The sequence below is a fragment of the Hyphomonas sp. TMED31 genome, assembly GCF_002172815.1.
GTDB classification, from domain to species: Bacteria; Pseudomonadota; Alphaproteobacteria; order Caulobacterales; family Hyphomonadaceae; genus Hyphomonas; species Hyphomonas atlantica.
The window spans coordinates 1-18,288 of the sequence record NZ_NHCK01000076.1 but is presented as its reverse complement, the minus strand read 5'-3'; the positions used below and the strand labels follow the sequence as shown (position 1 = coordinate 18,288).

Here is an 18,288-nt window from a genome sequence, read left to right as displayed (position 1 = left end):
TGCAGGACCAACCGACCAAGGCCGCCGCCAATGCGGTCGCCGAAGCGCTCGGCCTGCCGAAGCGGGAGGTTTATCAACGCGCCCTGCAATTGAAGGCCGATGGCTGAAGGGCGCAGCCCAAGCGACAAACGCACGGCCGCCGAAAGACGTGGCCGAACCGGCGAGACCTATGCCGCGCTCTTCCTGCGCCTCAAGGGCTATCGCATCCTCGCGCATAGGGTGCGCACACCGGTAGGTGAGATTGACCTGATCGCGGAAAAGTCCGGCACGGTCGTGTTTATCGAGGTGAAGGCTCGCAAGCGTGAAGCAACGGCGATTGATGCGGTCAGCGTACATGCGTGGCAGCGCATCGCCCGCGCAGCCGAAAACTGGATGGCCAAGCGGCCGCAATACTCACAGCATGGGTGGCGCTACGATCTGATCGGCATTGTGCCGGGTCGCCTGCCAATTCACCTGCGCGATGCCTGGCGGCCGGGCATGGCCTGAAGCATTGCGATTCCTCAGGTTTTGGGTTCGGCCTTCGGCGCGTTCTTGGCTGGGTCTTTGCCCTGCGACTTTGCACGCTTGCGGTAAACGCGCGTCAGCGGGCTTTTTGCCATTGGAATGTAGCGTGACTTCTTGCCGATGATGCGCGGACGGCGCTTGATGCCGATGCGCAGCAGCGTGAAGACGGCCAGCACAAGATAGACACCCGCGATATACCAGAACAAGGCTGCAGGCTCGAACGCGCTCATGACCAGCGCGCCGACCAATGCGCCGACGACAGAGCCCACGCCATAAAGCAGCAACAAACCGCCACTGGTTGCGACGGCCTTGCCGACCTGAGCATGGTCATTGGCGTGCGCACAGCAGATGCCAAACACAGGAATGATGAAGGCACCGAACAGGAAGCTGAAGCCCAGCATGGCGTTCTCCGACAAGCCCGCAAACGTGGCAAGCAAGGCTGACGCCCCGGTGCCCAGCAGGGAGCTGGCGAAAATCACCATGCGGCGGTCAATCTTGTCTGACAGCCAACCGGTTGGGAACTGGAACAGGCCCGCCCCGATGATGGCGGTACTCATGAAGGCTGCGATCGCTGCCGCGCCATAGCCGAGTTCCTGCACATAGACCGGCGCCATGCCCCAGAAGGCAGCATTGGCAAGGCCCGTCGCCGCCGCGCCAATCGCGCCGACCGGCGAGACCTTGTAGAGCTGCACGATGTCCAGCTTCGCCGTTTCCAGCGGCGCGGGCGATGAAGACCGGGTCAGCGCCACAGGCACGAGCGCAATGGAGATCAGGATGGACACCAATACGAACAGCTGGAAGCCTTCCGGCGGCGCGATGGCGAGCAAGCCGTTGCCAATGGTCACGGCGCCAAGGTCAACAATCCGGTAGACCGACAGGATCTTGCCGCGGTTCTCATTCGTTGCGCGTTCATTGATCCAGCTTTCCAGAACCATGGTCAGGCCCGCAAAGCTGAAACCCGTGATGAAGCGCAGACCGCCCCACGCAATCGGCTCGACAAAGAGGATGTGCGCCAATGCGCTCGACGAAGCGATGGAGGCGAGGGCCACGAAGGCGCGGATATGCCCAACGCCCTGAATCATGCCGGGCACAAGGCGGCACCCGAGAATAAACCCGGCATAATAGGCCGACGCCAACAAGCCGATGACAGTGGTCGGAAAGCCCTCGATGTCGCCGCGCACGGACAGGAGGGTGCTCTGCAAGCCGTTCCCGGCATACAGGATGGCCGCAGCGAACAAGAGGGCAGCAATGGCGGAGATAGATCTGAACATTCCAGCCTCGTAAGCGCGGTCATTCCTGGAGCGGGCGAACACCGAAGCGAACACGATGCACGAAGCTGCGTTCCAATCGCGGCTGTAGAAATCCCGACTCCACCTGTCAATGATTGACGTGCGCCAATCTTCCCCAGCCTGAACCGTGATGCAACCACCCGGCCCGCCAGCCGTTGCGAGAGGGGGAATGGATACGAAAAGGAAGACGACGATGCCTGGCCTGCTGGTGAACGGAGAGTGGAAGCAGAAAGACGAGTTCGCCGGAGATGACGGCAAGTTCGACCGTGAAGATTCCGCCTTCCGCAATTGGATCACGCCGGATGGCTCTCCCGGCCCGGATGGACAGGATGCGGTAAAGGCCGAGGCGGGCCGGTTCCATCTCTATGTGTCCTATGCGTGCCCGTGGGCTCATCGCGCGCTTATCTTCCGCCATCTGAAAGGATTGGAGGACTTGATCCCGGTCAGCGTGGTTCACCCGCATATGCTGGATGAAGGATGGGAGCTGAAGACGGATTTTCCCGGCGCGTCCGGAGACCCGCTCTATGGGAAGGAATACTTGCACCAGATCTACACAAAGGCGAAGTCGGACTATTCCGGCAAGGTGACCGTGCCGGTTCTCTGGGACAAGCAGGAGGAAACCATCATCAACAATGAAAGCGCCGAAGTCATTCGGATCTTCAATACCGCTTTCAACGAAATCACCAGAAACAGAGCCGACTTCTATCCTGCTGATTTGCGCGACGAGATCGATCATGTGAATGAGCGCGTCTACGAACCGGTGAACAATGGCGTCTACAAATGCGGCTTTGCCCAGACACAAGATGCCTATGACGAGAACATCGTGCCCTTGTTCGACGCGCTGGACTGGCTGGAGCAGCGCCTGTCAGATGGNCGCGAATGGCTGGTAGGTGANCAGCTGACGGAGGCCGACATTCGCCTGTTCACCACGCTGATCCGGTTCGATCCGGTCTATTTCGTNCATTTCAAGTGNAACGTGAAAATGATCCGTCAGTATGATGCACTCAGCGCNTNCATGAAGCGCATTCATGACATGCCGGAGGTGAAACCGACCGTGCATTTCGACCANATCAANCAGCATTATTATTACTCNCATGCNCACATCAATCCGTACCGGATCGTACCGCNGGGCCCTCGCGACACTGTCTCCTGATACAGGCGACAGTTGTGCCGCACCCCGTATAACCCCTGATTGAGATCGTCCTCCACGAAACTGTATCCTCCCGCTGACGCCATACACAGGAGGGCGACATGGATGGAAGCTTCCCGATTCCGGAGATTGAAAGCGGGCGGGCAGACGCCGCNTTTCGTGAAGAGGTGGATGCCTTTCTCGATGCTGAGCTGACCGAAGAACTCCGCGCGGCTGGCCGGGAAACNACGGGNCTGAAATCCCCGCGTTGGGCATGCGACGCATGGCGNAAACGCCTGCTCGCGAGAGGATGGTTTGCGCCGTCCTGGCCAATTGAACATGGCGGCGCAGACTGGAGTGCGGCGCAGCGGTTGTATTTCGAGAATGCNTGCGCACAGCGTGATGCGCCCATCATCATGAATTCCGGCGTCCGNACAATCGGCCCACTGATTATTGCAGAAGGNAGCGAGGACCAGAAAGCCCGCTANCTGCCCGCCATCCTGAATGGCGAGCATGAATGGTGCCAGGGTTTNTCCGAGCCGCAAGCCGGATCAGATTTGTCAGCCCTGTCNTTGCGCGCAACGCGAGATGGCGATGATTTCATCCTGAATGGCAGCAAGGTCTGGACCAGCTTCGCGCAATATGCCTCGCATATGTTCCTGCTGGCGCGATGCGANGANGGNAGTGCGGGACGTGATGGCCTTGTCTTCCTGCTCGTTGAGATGAACCGTCCCGGAATCCGGGTGCGTCCCATCGACTTCATCAGTGGCGAGACGGAAACGAATGAGGTTTTCTTTGACAATGTCCGAACGCCCGCCGCCGATCGTATCGGAGACATTGGCGAAGGTTGGAGAGCCGCAAAGGCATTGATGGCGATTGCGCGGTCAAACAACACGACCACCGGCCTGCTCCGCCGCGCCCTGCGGGCCGCCAAGCGGGGCATGACAGGTCTTGCGCCGTCTCAGGATCTCTACAACCTGGCCATGAAGGTCGACACGTTTGAAGCATTGGAGGCGCGTGTCGCCAGCGGCGAAATGCCCGTCGGTTCTGCGGCAAGTTCTTCTGTGCTCAAAGTGATCGCCACAGAACTGCATCAGGCAATTACGCAGGCAGGCCTCGGCCTGGCCCCGAACAGTGACTTTGCACAAGCGAAATATCTATCGACCCGCGCCGCCACGATTTATTCCGGCACCAGCGAGGTGCATCGGAACATATTGGCGCACGCCATCGGCTGCCCCTGATCAGCGTCCGTCTGCAGCGCGAATGACCTCCGCGAGGCTCAGGCCAGCGCCTTGTCCTTCGCGGGGGCATCTGCGCCCATCCGGTCATAGACAAATTCCTCGCTGTCCAGATCGATCAGCGGCATCTCGTCTTTCTCGCGCCAGTAGTCCTGCGAGTGTTGCCAGATGTCATGCGCGCCACGCTTCGGCATCAGGTGGAGCGAACGCATCATGTAGCCGGGGTTGAAATTGTCCGGGTCCATCCAGGGCAGGATTTCCATATCCTTGTCTTGCTCGCGAAGCTCAACGCGCACTTCCTTCGCCCCCTTGTCGTCCATATGCTTCAGCAGGCGGCTGATGAAATCGCCCATCAGATCAACCCGCAAGGTCCAGCTGGCGCGGAAGTACCCGAACACCCAGGCCATGTTCGGCACACCCGTGAACATCATGCCGCGATAGGTAACCGTCTGGCTGAAATCAATGGGCTGGCCATCCTTCGAGAAGGGAATGTCACCGAGTACGGATAGATTGAACCCGGTGGCGGTGATGATGATATCCGCCTGAAGCTCCTCGCCGGATTTCAGCAGGATGCCACGTTCGGTGAACCGGTCGATATGGTCGGTCACGACGCTGGCCTTGCCGCTGGCGATGCCCTGAAACAGGTCGCCATCCGGGACGAACGCGATGCGTTGCTGCCACGGGCGGTAATTCGGGGTGAAGTGAGGATCGATGGGATAATCCGGCCCCAGCAGATCGCGAACGCCCTTCAGCAGTTCGGCCCTTACAATGTCCGGCTGCTTCTGGGCCAGTTCCGTGAATTTCGCCTGATCAAACAGAACACGCTTGCGAATGATCTTGTGGATCCAGTCCGCGTCCACGCCTTCTTCCCGCAGCGCGTCGGCCAGTTCGTTCACATTGCGGCCCGGGGTAAAATAGGTGGGGGAGCGTTGCAACAGCGTGACATGTTCGCACTCGCCCGCAATGGCCGGCACCACAGTGGCCGCCGTCGCGCCAGAGCCGATACAGATAACCTTCTTGCCATTGAGGTTTACATCATCGGGCCAGGTTTGCGGATGGATGATCTGCCCCCGGAAGTCCTGCATGCCTTCCCATTCGGGCGTGTACCCCTCCTCATGGTTGTAATAGCCTTGGCACATCCACAGAAAGCCGGCCGTGAAGACCTGCGTGTCATCCGTGTCCGAGCGCTTCGCGGTGACGGTCCAGACCTTGCCCTCGGATGACCAGTCCGCCGAAACGATCCGGTGATTGTACCGGATGTGTTGGTCCAGATCGTTCTCTTCGATGACCTCGCCCATATAGGCGAGGATCTCATGCGCCGCCGCGATGGGCGCGCCTTCCCACGGCTTGAAGCGATAGCCGAATGTATAAAGGTCACTATCGGACCGGATGCCCGGATAGGTGTGCGTGCGCCATGTGCCGCCGAAATCACTCTGCGCTTCCAGCACGCAGAACGACTTTCCCGGAGACTGGTGCCGCATGTGCCAGGCCGCCCCCACACCGGAAATGCCCGCCCCGACAATCAGGACGTCAAAATGCTCTGAGGGCGTGGCGGCNGGTGATGTGGGCATGTTTTCCTCCGGGGTGCCGGGCCATCATTTACGGGCCCTGGTCGATACTGGTTTCACTGAACCAGTTTGTGCCTCTCTTATCACTCGGGAAATACCCGTATTGTAAGGTGTGACCTCGCGGCAGGCGGCACATTGCACGCCATGCCTTCTCATTGCCCTATTCCTGAAGCAATTAACCTGTTGAAAAATCGAATTCGGGTATCTGGAACACATGGCGAAAACACCCAGAAAACCGCCCACAAAGGCAGGCAAGACGACAGGCGCCCGCGCCATAAAGGTGCGACGCTCGCGCTTNGGTTTCCTGAAGACCCGCGCCGGGCGTTATCTGATGCTGTTCCTGCTGATCGCGCTGCTGGCCGGGGCCGGTTGGGCCTTCTGGAAGTGGCGCTCTCTCTACTTCGGCATGCCCAGCCTGCCGCCCGTGGCGGAGCTGTGGGATGCCAAGCGCGAACCCGCCATCGAATTCGTGGATCGCAATGGGAACACGCTGGATGTTCGCGGCCCGCGCTATGGGCGCGCGACCGATGTCAGCCGCCTGCCCGACCATGTACCGCAGGCCTTCATCGCCGCCGAAGACAAACGCTTCTATGAGCATGATGGCGCAGACGACGCGGCCATCGCCCGCGCGGCCTGGTCCAACATGCGCGCCGGGGAGACCGTGTCCGGTGCATCCACCATCACCCAACAGCTGATCAAGAACCTCGTTCTGGACAGCCGCCAGACCATCTCCCGCAAGGCGCAGGAGATGAAACTGGCACGCGAGTTGGAGAAGAAGCTCACAAAAGACGAGATTCTGTCGCTCTATCTGAACAGAGTGTATTTCGGCGCGGGTCTCTACGGCATTGATGCTGCCTCACGCTATTATTTCGGCAAGCCGCCAGAGGAATTGTCGGTGCCGGAGGCCGCCATCCTCGCTGCACTGCCCAAGGCCCCGTCCAAACTTAATTTGCGCGATAATCTGGAAGGCGCCAAATCCCGCCAGCTTTATGTGCTGCAGCAGATGCAGGATCTCGGCTTTATCACACAGGATGAGGTCACCGAGGCCATCGAGACCGATATCACCATCATCGATGCGCCGGATTACGACCCNCAACTCGGNTATGTGATGGATACCGTCGCTGACCGGGTGAAGCTGATGCTGCCCCGCCCGCCGGGCGACATGGTGGTGACCTTGTCGATTGATGTCGAGCTGCAGCAGAAGATCCACGCCAAACTGAATGAGCGGATGGAGAAAGATGGTGAAGCCGCCAAGGCGAGCCAGGCCGCTGCGCTCGTGATTGACCGCGAGGGGCGCGTCGTCGCCCTCGTCGGCGGCCGAGACTTTACCGAATCCGAATTCAACCGCGTCACCCAAGCCAAACGCCAGCCGGGCTCCAGCTTCAAACCATTCGTCTATGCGGCAGCGCTTGAAAGCGGCTTTTCTGCCTATGACGTATTCGAGGACGCGCCGCTCTCCATCGGAAAGTGGAAGCCCGAAAACTATGGCGGCGGTTTCCTTGGCCCGATGACCCTGAGCGAAGCCATGGCCCGCTCCACCAATACCGTCGCTGCAGAGCTGACTCAGGAAGCCAGCGAAGAGAGCGTCATCGGCGTTGCCCGCCGGTTTGGCATCACCACTCCGTTGAAGCCTTTCCCATCCATCGCGCTTGGCAGTCAGGAAGTGTCGCTGTGGGAGATCACCCGCGCCTTCGGCACATTCCAGTCAGGTGGCCTCCGCATGGACCCTTGGCTGATTGAAAAGATCGAGAATTCGCGCGGCGACGTGCTCTATACGCGGCCGGATTACAATCGCGACCGTGTGTTCGATCATGAATTGGCAAAAGAGATGAACGGCATGCTGTCGCGTGTGACGAATGCCTCCTTCGGAACCGGCCAGCGCGCCAAATTCGGCAACTGGACCGTCGCGGGCAAGACCGGCACCAGCCAGGACTGGCGCGATGCCTGGTTCATTGGCTTCTCCAATGCCTATGTTGGCGGGGTCTGGATCGGCAATGATGATGACAGCCCGATGGCGAAAGTTTCCGGCGGTGGCCTGCCCGCCGATCTCTGGTCGGACATCATGGAAATCGCACATGCCGGCATGCCACCCGAACCGCTGCTTGGCGCAGAAGTTGGCATGGAGATGAGTGAAGCGGCGGAAGAGCGCATTACGTTCTATCGCGGCATGGCCCAGGCCTTCGCCACGGCGTCCAGCTCCCGAACCGGCAGCGGCGTGCGCGTTATCCGTCAGTAACAGCCGCTATGACGCCGGGCCTTTCCCGCGACCTGCAAACCGCCTAAAGACCGCGCATGTTTGATCCTGTTGTCTACGAAACCTTGATGCTCGCGCTGGAAGATGGCGCCGTGACCCTGCCTGAAAACGGGCCGGTCCTGTTCCTGCGCGCGGAAGTGACGCCCTATTTGTCCCAGCTGCCGAAAGACCGGCTGGTCTGCCAGAACAGTTTCAAGCCGGATCATGACGCACTGAAGGCCGCCGGGTTCGAGGTTCTGCCGCCTGAGGCCGAACACTTTCCCGCTGCGCCGCTGACGCTGATCCTGCCACCGCGCCAAAAGGACGAGACGCGCGCCCTGCTCGCCCGCGCCCTGCGGGATGCGCCGGAGGGCGGTACACTTCTCGCCTGCTTGCCAAACACGCTCGGCTCGAAGACCATTGAGAAACTACTCCGCGAAATCGCCGGCGAAACTGAAGCGCTGTCCAAGAACAAGTGCCGCGCCTTCTGGGCCGTCAAAGACAGCAGTCGGATCAACACCGTTCTGATGGACGAATGGATCGCCCTTGATGCGCCGCAGACGATGGAAGGTGGCATTTCCAGCCGCCCGGGCCTGTTCTCATGGAACAGGATCGATGCGGGCTCCGAATTACTGGCAGACAGTATTCCGGAATACATCAAGGGACGCGGCGCTGACTTTGGCGCAGGGCAAGGATTCCTGACGCGCGAAGTCCTCGAGAACTGTCCGCATGTGGAACACATGACGCTGTTGGAAGCCGAGCATCGCGCCCTGCCCTGCATTGCAGGAACGCTGTCAGACTTTGACAATTGGGACGCGCAATGGGCGGACGCGACGAAAGATGCCGGCACGGCGCTGTACGACTTCGTCGTGATGAACCCACCTTTCCACGTAGGCCGGGCCGACGCAGCATCCCTCGGACAGGATTTCATCCGCGCCGCCGCAAAGGCGCTGAAGACCGGCGGACAACTCTGGCTCGTCGCCAATCGGCACCTGCCCTATGAACAGGTACTGGGCGAATGTTTCAAGGCNCATGAAATGCTGGAAGACGCTGGNGGCTACAAGATCATCCGCGCGGAGAAACCGAAGCGGAAGCGATGAAGACTGATCGTCAGCTTGCGAAATATCTCGCCAATCTCGGCTATGGCAGCCGTAAGGAAATGGAGGCTGCCATCCGGTCTGGTCGGGTNACGGGGTCAGGCNACANTNTGCGCTTCGACGNNGAANNGCTCGATCCTGCGCCGGGCANGGTTCTGATGATGAACAAGCCCGCGGGCTTTACCTGCTCGCGCGCCGACCAGGGCCGACTGGTCTATGAATTACTGCCCCCCCGCTTCCTGCAACGCAGCCCCGCACTTTCGACAGTCGGGCGACTGGACGCCGACACAACCGGGCTTCTCCTGTTCACGGATGATGGCAAATTGCTGCACAGACTGATCTCCCCGAAATCGTCCACCGAGAAGACCTATGAGGCGACGCTCGCCCGACCGCTCGAAGGCCACGAAGGTGATTTGTTCGCAAGCGGCACTCTTATGCTACGCGGCGAAGACAAGCCCCTTCTGCCCGCAAAGCTTGATGTCACGGGAGAACGCAGCGCACGTCTGACTCTCACCGAAGGCCGCTACCATCAAGTGCGCCGCATGTTCGCCGCCGCGGGCAATCATGTAGAGACACTGCACCGCTTGCGCTTCGGTCCGCTCGAACTCCGCGACCTGCCCGAAGGCGAATGGCGCCAGCTGAAACCCGACGAGATTGCAGCGCTGGCACCCTAGCGCGCGGCTCCGGCACACGCTACATCGCAAAAATGGCTCAACCTCCCCTGATTACCCTGAATGATGTTCGCCTGACCTTTGGCGGCAANCCCCTNTTTACCGGGGTCAGCTTCTCTCTGTCCAAAGGAGAACGCGTCGCGCTGGTCGGCCGCAATGGCGCGGGCAAGTCGACGCTGATGAAGATCATTTCCGAAAGCGTGGAAGCAGACAGCGGAGAGGTCTGGCGCCAACCGGGCATCACCTATGCCGTTGTCGCGCAGGAGCCGAGCCTGGCGGGCTATGACACCGTTCTGGATTATGTGGCAGACGGGCTGGAGGCCAGCTATATGGCTGAGGCCGAACTGATGGAGTTCGGCGTCGACGCCAGTGCCGACCCAGCCACGCTATCGGGCGGCCAGCAACGCCGCGCCGCCCTTGCCCGCGCCTTCGCCCGCGATCCCGATGTGATCCTGCTGGATGAGCCGACCAACCATCTTGATGTGCCCATGATCGAGGCGCTGGAAGCGCGCCTGAAGGGCTTCAATGGCGTCGTCTTGCTGGTCAGCCACGACCGTCGGTTCCTGGAGAATGTCTCGACGAACACGCTGTGGCTGCGTCAGGGAAAGGTTCTGAAAAGCCCGGAAGGCTATACAAAGTTCGACGAATGGGCCGAACAGATCGAAGTGGAAGAAGAGCGCCAGCTGCGGCGGATGACCACTCAGTTGAAGGATGAACAGCACTGGCTGGCGCGCGGGGTGACTGGCCGGCGCAAGCGCAACCAGGGCCGCCTTGCAAAGCTGAAACAGATGCGGGTGCAGCACGCCGAAATGCGTGGCGCCCTTCAGGACCGCAAGAGCACAGCCGATCTGTCTGTCAGCTCCGGCGACTCCATGAGCAAGAAGGTCATCGAGGCCAAGGGACTGTCGAAAACGTTCGATACGCCAAACGGCCCCCTCGTGATCGCAAATGATCTCTCCCTGCGCATTCTGCGCGGTGACCGTATCGGGATCATCGGCCCGAATGGCGCGGGAAAGACCACGCTTGTCCGCCTGCTGCTCGGCGAAATCGAGCCAGATGCCGGCAATGTGCGCCTCTCCAAGACGCTGCAGGTGACGTATCAGGACCAGACCCGGGATTCCCTCAACGCGACAGACACTGTGTGGGAGGCCCTCGCCCCGAATGGGGGGGATTCCATCATGGTTCAGGGCAATCAGCGCCATGTCGCGGCGTATGCCAAGGACTTCCTGTTCAAGCCAGAGCAGCTACGCCAGCCGGTTGGCGCGCTTTCGGGCGGGGAGCGCAATCGTCTCGCACTCGCCATCGGCCTGGCGCAGCCGTCGAACCTGCTTGTCATGGACGAACCGACCAACGATCTCGACATGCAGACCCTTGAGCTGCTGGAGGACATGCTGCTCAATTATGATGGCACACTGATCCTGGTGAGCCATGACCGGGCCTTCCTGGATGCGACGGTGACGAGTTGCCTCTGTCCGGTCGGCGACGGCAGATGGGTCGTGACGGCAGGTGGCTGGAGCGACGCGCAGGACCAGCTGAAGCATTTCCGCAAGTCGGACGCCCCTGTTCAGAAGTCGGAAAAACCGAAAGCAGACAATGCAGTCCGCGCGAAACCGCAGAAAAAGCTTTCATACAAGGATGAGCATCGCCAGAAGGAAATCAATGCGCTGATCCCGAAGCTGCAGCAAGAGATCCGTACGCTGGAAGAGAAGATGAGCGATCCTGATTTCTACACGCGAGACCCAAACGGCTTTGCCAAAGCATCAGACCGGATCGGCGCCGCGCGCGACGAGTTGGACGAAATCGAGATGGAATGGCTGGAAATCGAAGAAAAGCGCGAAGCGCTGGCCGGGTCCTGAACAACCATTCCTTAAGACCGCGCACCTAGTCTCTTCCGCAAGACGGATGGAGTCCTGCCCAATGCGTATCGTGTCTGCCCTGCTGCTTGCTGCCTGCCTGAACCTGCCAGCGATTGGCGACAATCATGACGCCGCTGAAGCCCCGGTTGAGATCGCCAGCGAACAAGCCACAGGCATNTACCGCTATGGTGCGACCTATGAATTCACGAACACCGCCACGGCCAGCGATTGCCAGAAGCTATGTGACACGCGCAGCGCCTGCGTGGCGTGGAGCNANATGGCNGGGTTTGATGGCGGCGCATCNCGCTGTGAACTGAAACGCGGCGCAGGCAAGGTGGANTANAATCCGCGCGCAACGTCCGGCCTGTCGGCCATGCACGAAAACCAGTTTCAGCCTGTGCTGCAAAACACGGACGAATTGGAAGGCGGCGCAGACCTCGCCTCTCCGCCGAGCGACAANCCGGANCCGCTGGTCGCGACAGATCCGACCTAGAGCAAGCGTTCTTTCGTGGCTGTGAAGCGGATGTCCGGGTTCTTTTCCTGAGCGTAGCCAACATCCCAGGCATTCTTGGCCAGATAAACTGGCGCGTCNTCCAGATCCGTTCCGCTGGCGGACTTGTTCTTGTCCAGGAAGGCTTCCAGCACCTTGTCATCATCACAGCTGAGCCAGCGCGCGACATTGTAAGGCGCAGGCTCGAACACGACTTCCAGATTGTACTCGGCGGCAACGCGCTCGGTCATCACCTCGAACTGCAGCTGGCCGACGGCACCGACAATCATGTCAGACCCGATAGCCGGCTTGAACAATTGCGTTACGCCCTCTTCCGCGAGGCTTTCCAGAGCCTTGCGCAAATGCTTTGCTTTCATAGGGTCTTTCACACGCGCGCGGCGCAGCAATTCCGGAGCAAAGTTCGGGATTCCGCCAAACTGGATATCTCCGTTCTCTGACAGGCTGTCGCCCACGCGCAGCTGGCCGTGGTTCGGCACCCCGATCACGTCGCCCGCATAGGCCGTCTCGGCAATCTCGCGGTCCTGCGCCAGGAACATCATCGGATTGTGGATGTTCAGTTGCTTGCCCGCCGTCGTCTTCAGGCGCATGCCCCGCTTGAACTCACCAGAACACAGGCGCAGGAAGGCCACACGGTCGCGATGGTTCGGGTCCATGTTCGCCTGGATCTTGAAGACAAAACCTGAGACCGGCTTGTCAGACGCATGCACGGTGATCGGCTCGCCCTTCTTCTCCGCCTTCTGGTCACGCGGAGGCGGCGCATAGGCGTGAAGCGTACGGAGCAATTCAAGAACACCGAAATGACGCAGGGCGGATCCGAACACGACCGGCGTCATATGTCCGTCCAGGAAGGATTGCTCATCAAATTCCGGCAACAGGCTGGTTGCCATTTCTGCGCCCTCGGAAAGTTCCTCGAACACGCTTTCGTCGAGCGCTTTCTTGAGACTGGCTTCGTCGCCCGCAATACGCTCGGATTCGCCAATCTTCGGCGCCTCGCCCGGTTTGCGCTCGAACACACAGAATTCCTGCTTGTGCAGGTCCATCATCCCGGAGAAGCGCTGGCCACTGGCCGCTGGCCAGTAGAGCGGCGACGTGTCCAGTTGCAGCTTGTCCTGGATTTCATCCAGCAGTGCGATCGGGTCCTGTGCCTCGCGGTCCATCTTGTTGATGAAGGTCACAATCGGAATATCNCGCAGGCGGCAGACCTCGAACAGTTTCAGGGTCTGCGGCTCAATCCCCTTCGCGGCGTCCAGCACCATGACGGCNCAGTCTGCGGCTGTCAGCGTGCGATACGTGTCTTCGGAAAAGTCCTCGTGTCCCGGCGTGTCGAGCAGGTTGAAAACAAGACCGTCAAACTCAAACGTCATCACGGAGGCGGAAACCGAAATGCCGCGATCTCGTTCGATCTTCATCCAGTCAGACGTCGTGCGTCGGGCCTGCCCACGCGCAGCGACTTCGCCAGCTGCGCGAATGGCTCCACCTGCCAGCAGCAGGTTTTCCGTCAGCGTCGTCTTACCGGCGTCCGGGTGGGAGATNATGGCAAAGGTGCGCCGGCGGGCGGCTTCCTGTTCATGGGACATGTAATCTGGGCTCTTTCGTGCTGGGCAGAGGCCCTAGCCCATTTGGCGCATCTGTTGAAGCACCAGTATCAGGATCAGGTCAGGCCGCGTTCGGCCAGATCTCGCCCACATTCGGTACCTTGCCTTCGCGGCGGTGGCGATCCCGGAGGGAGGCCAGCACGGTTTCCGGCAGGATGGTCAGCCGCGGCTCTCCGATCATGTCGCCGAATTTCGGGAACAGAACCGCATTTGCGCCGGTCTTGGCGATGATCAGCGCGCCCAGATCCTGAAGCAGCGAATCCTCCAGCGGGATATGCTCTTTCATATGCTCGCTGACCACGCGGCTGGCGAAGTTGAGCGCCTCTCGCGCCCGCATTCCGTAAGGATCCCCACACCCGAGAGACTTCCATCTCCTGGAAAGGTGCATTTCGGGAATTTCGATCTCGGTGATCTGATCGTTCAACAGGAAAAGCATGATGTCGCGCGCCCCAGCTAGCTTATGGCCGGAAGCTGCCCGCACACGGTTAACAAAGGGCTACCTTGTCTTAAGCAATGGACTTAAAATTTCAGTCCAGCTGTTCCTGAACCGGCTCGGTCAGGAAATGCCGCCCATCGCGATCCTCNATCTCGATGGCCCACAGGTCGCGGTCCCGGTCGCGGGCCTTGCGAACATAGGCGTCAACGTCCGCCTCCTCCGGGCCGATCCCCTGCACGATCAGGTTCAGGAAGACGCGGTCGCCNTCCATGTTCATGCTCGGCGTGTAGACCGCCGCAGTGCCGTCCAGACAGGCGACCTTCACCACAACGTCGCCGCGCTCCTCATCGCCCGATTGCAGCACGAACGCCGCCGCGCCNGCGACCTGCGCCCGGCGAACCAGCGCATCCACCCAGACCTTNGTCGGCAGCCTGTNCATCATCACTCTGCCGCATCCTCCAGCGGCTGAATGTCTGCNGGATTGGCGCGCGGNAGGCTGACCTCGACCTTCGTGCCCTTGTTGGGNGCGGAATCAATNACGACCTGGCCGCCATGCAATTGNGCGAAGGAGTTGACGACCGCGAGGCCGAGCCCTGTTCCCTTGCGTCCCTTGGAATTGCTGCCCTGAGANAACGGCTCCAGCACGCTGCGAACATCTTCCGGTGACATGCCCGCGCCCTTGTCTGTCACGCTCAGCACAGTGGCATTGCCTTCGTCGCGCGCATCCAGCGTGACAGTGCCGCCAGAGGCTGAATACTTGATGGCGTTAGACACAAGGTTCTGCCAGATCTGGCGGACGGCTCTTGCATCAGCCTCGGCCCAGACTTCTCGTGTTGCCTTCAGCTTCAGCTTCACACCTGCCCGCTCGGCCTGNTTTTCCAGTTGGCGCAGGACCGATTGCGCAGANGCAGTCAGATCGACGGGCTCCGGCTCCAGGCGCTGGCGGTCAGCTTCGGCCTTGGCGAGGTCCAGAATGTCTTCGACCAACAGCAACAAATCCTGTCCGCTTTCATGAATGATCTCGGGATAGTCCTTGTAGGGTTCCGGCATCGGCCCGCGGATGCCAGCACGCATCATGTCGGCATAGCCGAGAATGGCGTTNAGCGGCGTTTTCAGATCATGGCCCAGTGAAGCGAAAAACGCGGTCCGCCCCCTGAGGCGCGCTTCGGCCTCTTCCAGACGCGACCGCGTTTCCAGCGTGCTCGCCCGGACTTCCGTCAGATCGCGCAACACCAGGATCGANCCCTCATCATGCGCCTCGGCNACGAAGGCCACGTCNCGACCATTCTTCAGCGTGATTTCGCCATGCGTGCGNCCATTGGCAGGTTTCAACAGGCTGAGTTCAGACTCGTCCTGCAGCAGGCTGGCCAGCAAGCCCCCCGCCTTGACGCCGTCGAGCCCCAGCATGTCGCCACTCAGGGTTCGGATGCGGCCAAACTCGGATACATCGAGCAGCAGCAGACCGGATTCTTCGGGCAGGCTGAGATCCTGCCGAACGGGGATCACGGCCTCTGGCGCNATTACTGGCAAGGCNGCCTCTTCCTGGCGNGCATGCATGAAACTCCACGCCAGCAGGCCAACCATTACCAGCGCCGCGAAGGCGAGCAGCATGGCAGGCACCTGATACAGGCTGGTGGGGTTTGCCGGCGGCAACAGGCCTATTCGCACCATCACCGCAGCCGCAAGAAACGCAAAGGCGCTGAAAATCGCCGCTTCGGCCGCCATGCCGGGCTTTTCCAGATTCATCGCCGTCAGCGGCGCAATCGCGAACAATATGGTCAGCGGCGACAGCGTCACACCCGTCGCAGAGATCCCCAGCATGGCCAGCAGCGTCCAGCCGATCACCAGAAACGGCCCGACCAGATCGTCTGCCTGAACCCTTTCGTGCAACAGGGTNGCGCCCACAATTCCCGGCAGCGCCGCCATCACCAGACCTGCCAACAGTGCCGAATCAGCTGTGCCACCGATAAGCGCAGCCAGACCCACTCCCCCCGTCAGCACCAGCCAGACGAGATGAATGAACTGTAATCTCTTTCGCGCCAGATCGGGCAAGTCGTTAACACCCCGGTGATATTCGTTAGGCATTCTGCCTGTGTCACGCATGTCTTGCTGTATTTGTAATGTGTCCAGCAGGCAAGGTGAGGTTCCCCATGTGGGGAAGTTCATGCAACAGTGTCGCGTGACGCGTGAGGGAGAATTTGCACATGAAATCCATCAGAATGATCGGTACTGCGGTGATTGCCCTGGGAATGGCAATGGGGGCATCGGCGCAGTCAGCGGACCCGATCTCTGAATCCGCCGCTGTTTACGGGACATACCAGTCCGANGTAACCGACGTGAAAGAGAAGCCGTTCGCNTCGGCCAATGACATCGACACGGCCCTGAACACTCTCGGCGGTCACAATCCAGACCAGCTGTCAAAAGGCTGGATCTCCTATTCCGCCCTGATCGCGTCTCAGGATCCTGAATACCGCGCCGCTGTACGCGACATCGAAAGCTATTACGGCTCTGATGTCCTGCTGACCGGCCTGAAGAATGATGTGCGCTATGCCCGCACGCTGAGCGGCGGCGACAATGCGGTCAGCATGTCCCTTGCCGCGACAGAAGCCGACAGCCAGCGACTCAGCGCGACAGCCGCCTACGTCAAGGAACAGGCCTACAGCCTTCAGGGCTCCGGNTGGGCCAAGGCGAAGATCGGCAATTCCGGCGCGAAGGCCAACCGCCTCAACAGCATCCAGACAGTCGGCACNCCTGCTCGCCAGCCCCTGATCTCTGCGTTCGCAGCATCTGANATCGACAGCGTTCTGGCCGGCGCAGGCCGCGTTGGCGCGCCATCGCTCTGGGACAATGTCTCCGGCGCGGCAGACGCCATCCGCTTCCCGGCGGCAGTCACATCCGGCCTCGGCCTGACTCAAAAGAAAAAGGTGAAGTACGGCAANGAGCCCGTGGCAGACCAGATCGCCACGCTCGCCGCTTACCGCATCCTTGGCGAAACGGCCTCGTCTTCCAGCCAGGTCAATTCTGCAATGGCCGAGCGCGAAACGCGCGGCTGCCTGAACATGGCCAATCTCAACCTGCAGCAATGCGTNGCCGCAGCGAACCAGCAATATGAAGTTCCGTTCTGCATCGGAGAGCACGCGCTTGCCGACGTGGGACAATGCATTGGCGGCGTCTACCAGTAGCCAGTCAACACAAGTCTCTCTCTCGCCCCCGGCGTCCTCAGTGGCCCCGGGGGTTTCTTTTTTGTGNGACATGCCCCATTTGGCGGTCATGACGATTGCAGAAACCGCTGACGATATTCGCGAAGAGTTTTCCTGGCTGGACGATTGGGAAGCGCGCTATGCGCACATCATTGATCTGGGCAAGGCGAACCCGCCGCTTNCCCCGGAAGAGCGCACGGAAGAAACGCGCGTGCGGGGCTGCGCCTCTCAAGTCTGGATGGTGACAGATCTGGCAGACGGCCAGATGACGATCCGCGCNGAGTCGGACGCGATGATTGTTTCCGGCCTGATTGCCTTGCTGATCCGCCTCTATTCCGGCGCAGCGCTGGACGAGATNACCCGCTTCGACGCCAAGGCCCTGCTGGATGAAATCGGGGTCAGCGGCGCATTGACGGCGCAGCGCTCGAACGGGCTTGCCTCGATGCTGGAACGCATCAACAAGGATGCTCAGGCAGGGCTCTCTGCTGCTGGCACCAATTCGTAGGCNCGCGCCAACCGCATCAGCGCCGTCCCCGCTGTCGCCCTGACNGTTTCGGCCTCCATGCCCCAACGCACGCACAGGGCTGACTCCGTCGCGCGNTCAATGATCAAGTCTTCCAGCTGACGCATGCGGACCGTACCGAGATCACTTTCCAGTGCGGCGAGACGCTGCGCGGGAGGATGCGCCCTTCGCTCTCGCTCGCGCGGGTTCGCCCGCTCACGGCCTGCCCCCGTCGGCTGACTGGCGCGTGTGAACTCATCCTGATAGCGACCGGCAGCGGCTTTCTCTCGCGCCCGCTCCGTTGCTCTCAGCCAGTCATGCGCCAGCCCCCTCGGCTGGCCGGGCACATTTACCTTGTCCAGAGGCGGAGGAACGGCCTGCACCACTGGATCCGGTGCCGCGCCGCGCCGCCAGATGATCCGCTCCGGGAAATCTTCCGGCGCACTCAACTGCCCTTCC

The 18,288-nt window shown here is 60.7% G+C and carries 14 protein-coding genes; 8 read left to right on the top strand and 6 right to left on the bottom strand.

From position 1 onward, the window contains the following. The first annotated feature begins 99 nt into the window (after positions 1 to 99). Entirely contained in the window at positions 100 to 486 is a 387-nt protein-coding gene (locus CBB91_RS11475) for a YraN family protein (RefSeq protein WP_273014167.1), read from the top strand. 14 nt (positions 487 to 500) lie between these two features. On the opposite strand, the gene CBB91_RS11470 is transcribed toward CBB91_RS11475, so the two are convergent. Then, positions 501 to 1,775, bottom strand: a complete 1,275-nt coding sequence (locus tag CBB91_RS11470; protein ID WP_273014166.1) for an MFS transporter — start codon at positions 1,773 to 1,775, stop codon at positions 501 to 503. A 211-nt stretch (positions 1,776 to 1,986) separates the two neighbouring features. On the opposite strand from CBB91_RS11470, the gene CBB91_RS11465 reads away from it, so the two are divergent. Continuing rightward, complete coding sequence (locus CBB91_RS11465; RefSeq protein WP_273014165.1) at positions 1,987 to 2,946, top strand: glutathione S-transferase family protein; 960 nt, start codon at positions 1,987 to 1,989, stop codon at positions 2,944 to 2,946. A 98-nt stretch (positions 2,947 to 3,044) separates the two neighbouring features. Beyond that, a complete protein-coding gene (locus tag CBB91_RS11460) occupies positions 3,045 to 4,163 on the top strand; it encodes an acyl-CoA dehydrogenase family protein (protein ID WP_273014164.1) in 1,119 nt (372 codons plus the stop codon). Positions 4,164 to 4,201: 38 nt separating this feature from the next. Here CBB91_RS11460 and CBB91_RS11455 read toward each other — a convergent pair whose 3' ends face one another. Next, positions 4,202 to 5,731 carry an NAD(P)/FAD-dependent oxidoreductase gene (locus CBB91_RS11455; protein ID WP_273014163.1) on the bottom strand — a complete coding sequence of 510 codons (1,530 nt, stop codon included), beginning with the start codon at positions 5,729 to 5,731 and terminating at the stop codon, positions 4,202 to 4,204. A 211-nt stretch (positions 5,732 to 5,942) separates the two neighbouring features. On the opposite strand from CBB91_RS11455, the gene CBB91_RS11450 reads away from it, so the two are divergent. The 4 genes from CBB91_RS11450 to CBB91_RS11435 all read left to right on the top strand — a co-directional run bounded on the left by CBB91_RS11450 (position 5,943) and on the right by CBB91_RS11435 (position 11,585). Beyond that, complete coding sequence (locus CBB91_RS11450; RefSeq protein WP_273014162.1) at positions 5,943 to 7,964, top strand: PBP1A family penicillin-binding protein; 2,022 nt, start codon at positions 5,943 to 5,945, stop codon at positions 7,962 to 7,964. Positions 7,965 to 8,020: 56 nt separating this feature from the next. Further along, positions 8,021 to 9,061, top strand: a complete 1,041-nt coding sequence (locus tag CBB91_RS11445; protein WP_273014161.1) for a methyltransferase — start codon at positions 8,021 to 8,023, stop codon at positions 9,059 to 9,061. After that, positions 9,058 to 9,732, top strand: coding sequence for a pseudouridine synthase (locus CBB91_RS11440; RefSeq protein ID WP_345906809.1), 675 nt, complete (start codon positions 9,058 to 9,060; stop codon positions 9,730 to 9,732). The genes CBB91_RS11445 and CBB91_RS11440 overlap by 4 nt, the downstream gene beginning before the upstream one ends. Positions 9,733 to 9,755: 23 nt before the next feature. Next, positions 9,756 to 11,585, top strand: a complete 1,830-nt coding sequence (locus tag CBB91_RS11435) for an ABC-F family ATP-binding cassette domain-containing protein (RefSeq protein WP_345906811.1) — start codon at positions 9,756 to 9,758, stop codon at positions 11,583 to 11,585. Positions 11,586 to 12,074: 489 nt separating this feature from the next. Here CBB91_RS11435 and CBB91_RS11430 read toward each other — a convergent pair whose 3' ends face one another. The 4 genes from CBB91_RS11430 to CBB91_RS11415 all read right to left on the bottom strand — a co-directional run bounded on the left by CBB91_RS11430 (position 12,075) and on the right by CBB91_RS11415 (position 16,212). Then, entirely contained in the window at positions 12,075 to 13,673 is a 1,599-nt protein-coding gene (locus CBB91_RS11430; protein WP_273014158.1) for a peptide chain release factor 3, read from the bottom strand. Positions 13,674 to 13,752: 79 nt separating this feature from the next. After that, positions 13,753 to 14,127, bottom strand: coding sequence for a hypothetical protein (locus CBB91_RS11425; RefSeq protein ID WP_155842034.1), 375 nt, complete (start codon positions 14,125 to 14,127; stop codon positions 13,753 to 13,755). 91 nt (positions 14,128 to 14,218) lie between these two features. Beyond that, entirely contained in the window at positions 14,219 to 14,566 is a 348-nt protein-coding gene (locus tag CBB91_RS11420) for a DUF1491 family protein (RefSeq protein WP_345906810.1), read from the bottom strand. 2 nt (positions 14,567 to 14,568) lie between these two features. Next, the gene (locus CBB91_RS11415) at positions 14,569 to 16,212 is read right to left on the bottom strand and encodes a HAMP domain-containing sensor histidine kinase (RefSeq protein WP_273014156.1); all 1,644 of its coding nucleotides are present in this window, start codon (positions 16,210 to 16,212) and stop codon (positions 14,569 to 14,571) included. A gap of 1,167 nt (positions 16,213 to 17,379) precedes the next feature. Here CBB91_RS11415 and CBB91_RS11410 point away from each other — a divergent pair. After that, complete coding sequence (locus tag CBB91_RS11410; RefSeq protein WP_273014155.1) at positions 17,380 to 17,832, top strand: SufE family protein; 453 nt, start codon at positions 17,380 to 17,382, stop codon at positions 17,830 to 17,832. The last annotated feature ends 456 nt before the right edge of the window (positions 17,833 to 18,288 follow it).

Coding starts and splice junctions, on each gene's coding strand:
- CBB91_RS11425 (WP_155842034.1), bottom strand. CDS start 14,127: ATGCTTTTCCTGTTGAACGATCAGATCACCGAGATCGAAATTCCCGAA.
- CBB91_RS11475 (WP_273014167.1), top strand. CDS start 100: ATGGCTGAAGGGCGCAGCCCAAGCGACAAACGCACGGCCGCCGAAAGA.
- CBB91_RS11470 (WP_273014166.1), bottom strand. CDS start 1,775: ATGTTCAGATCTATCTCCGCCATTGCTGCCCTCTTGTTCGCTGCGGCC.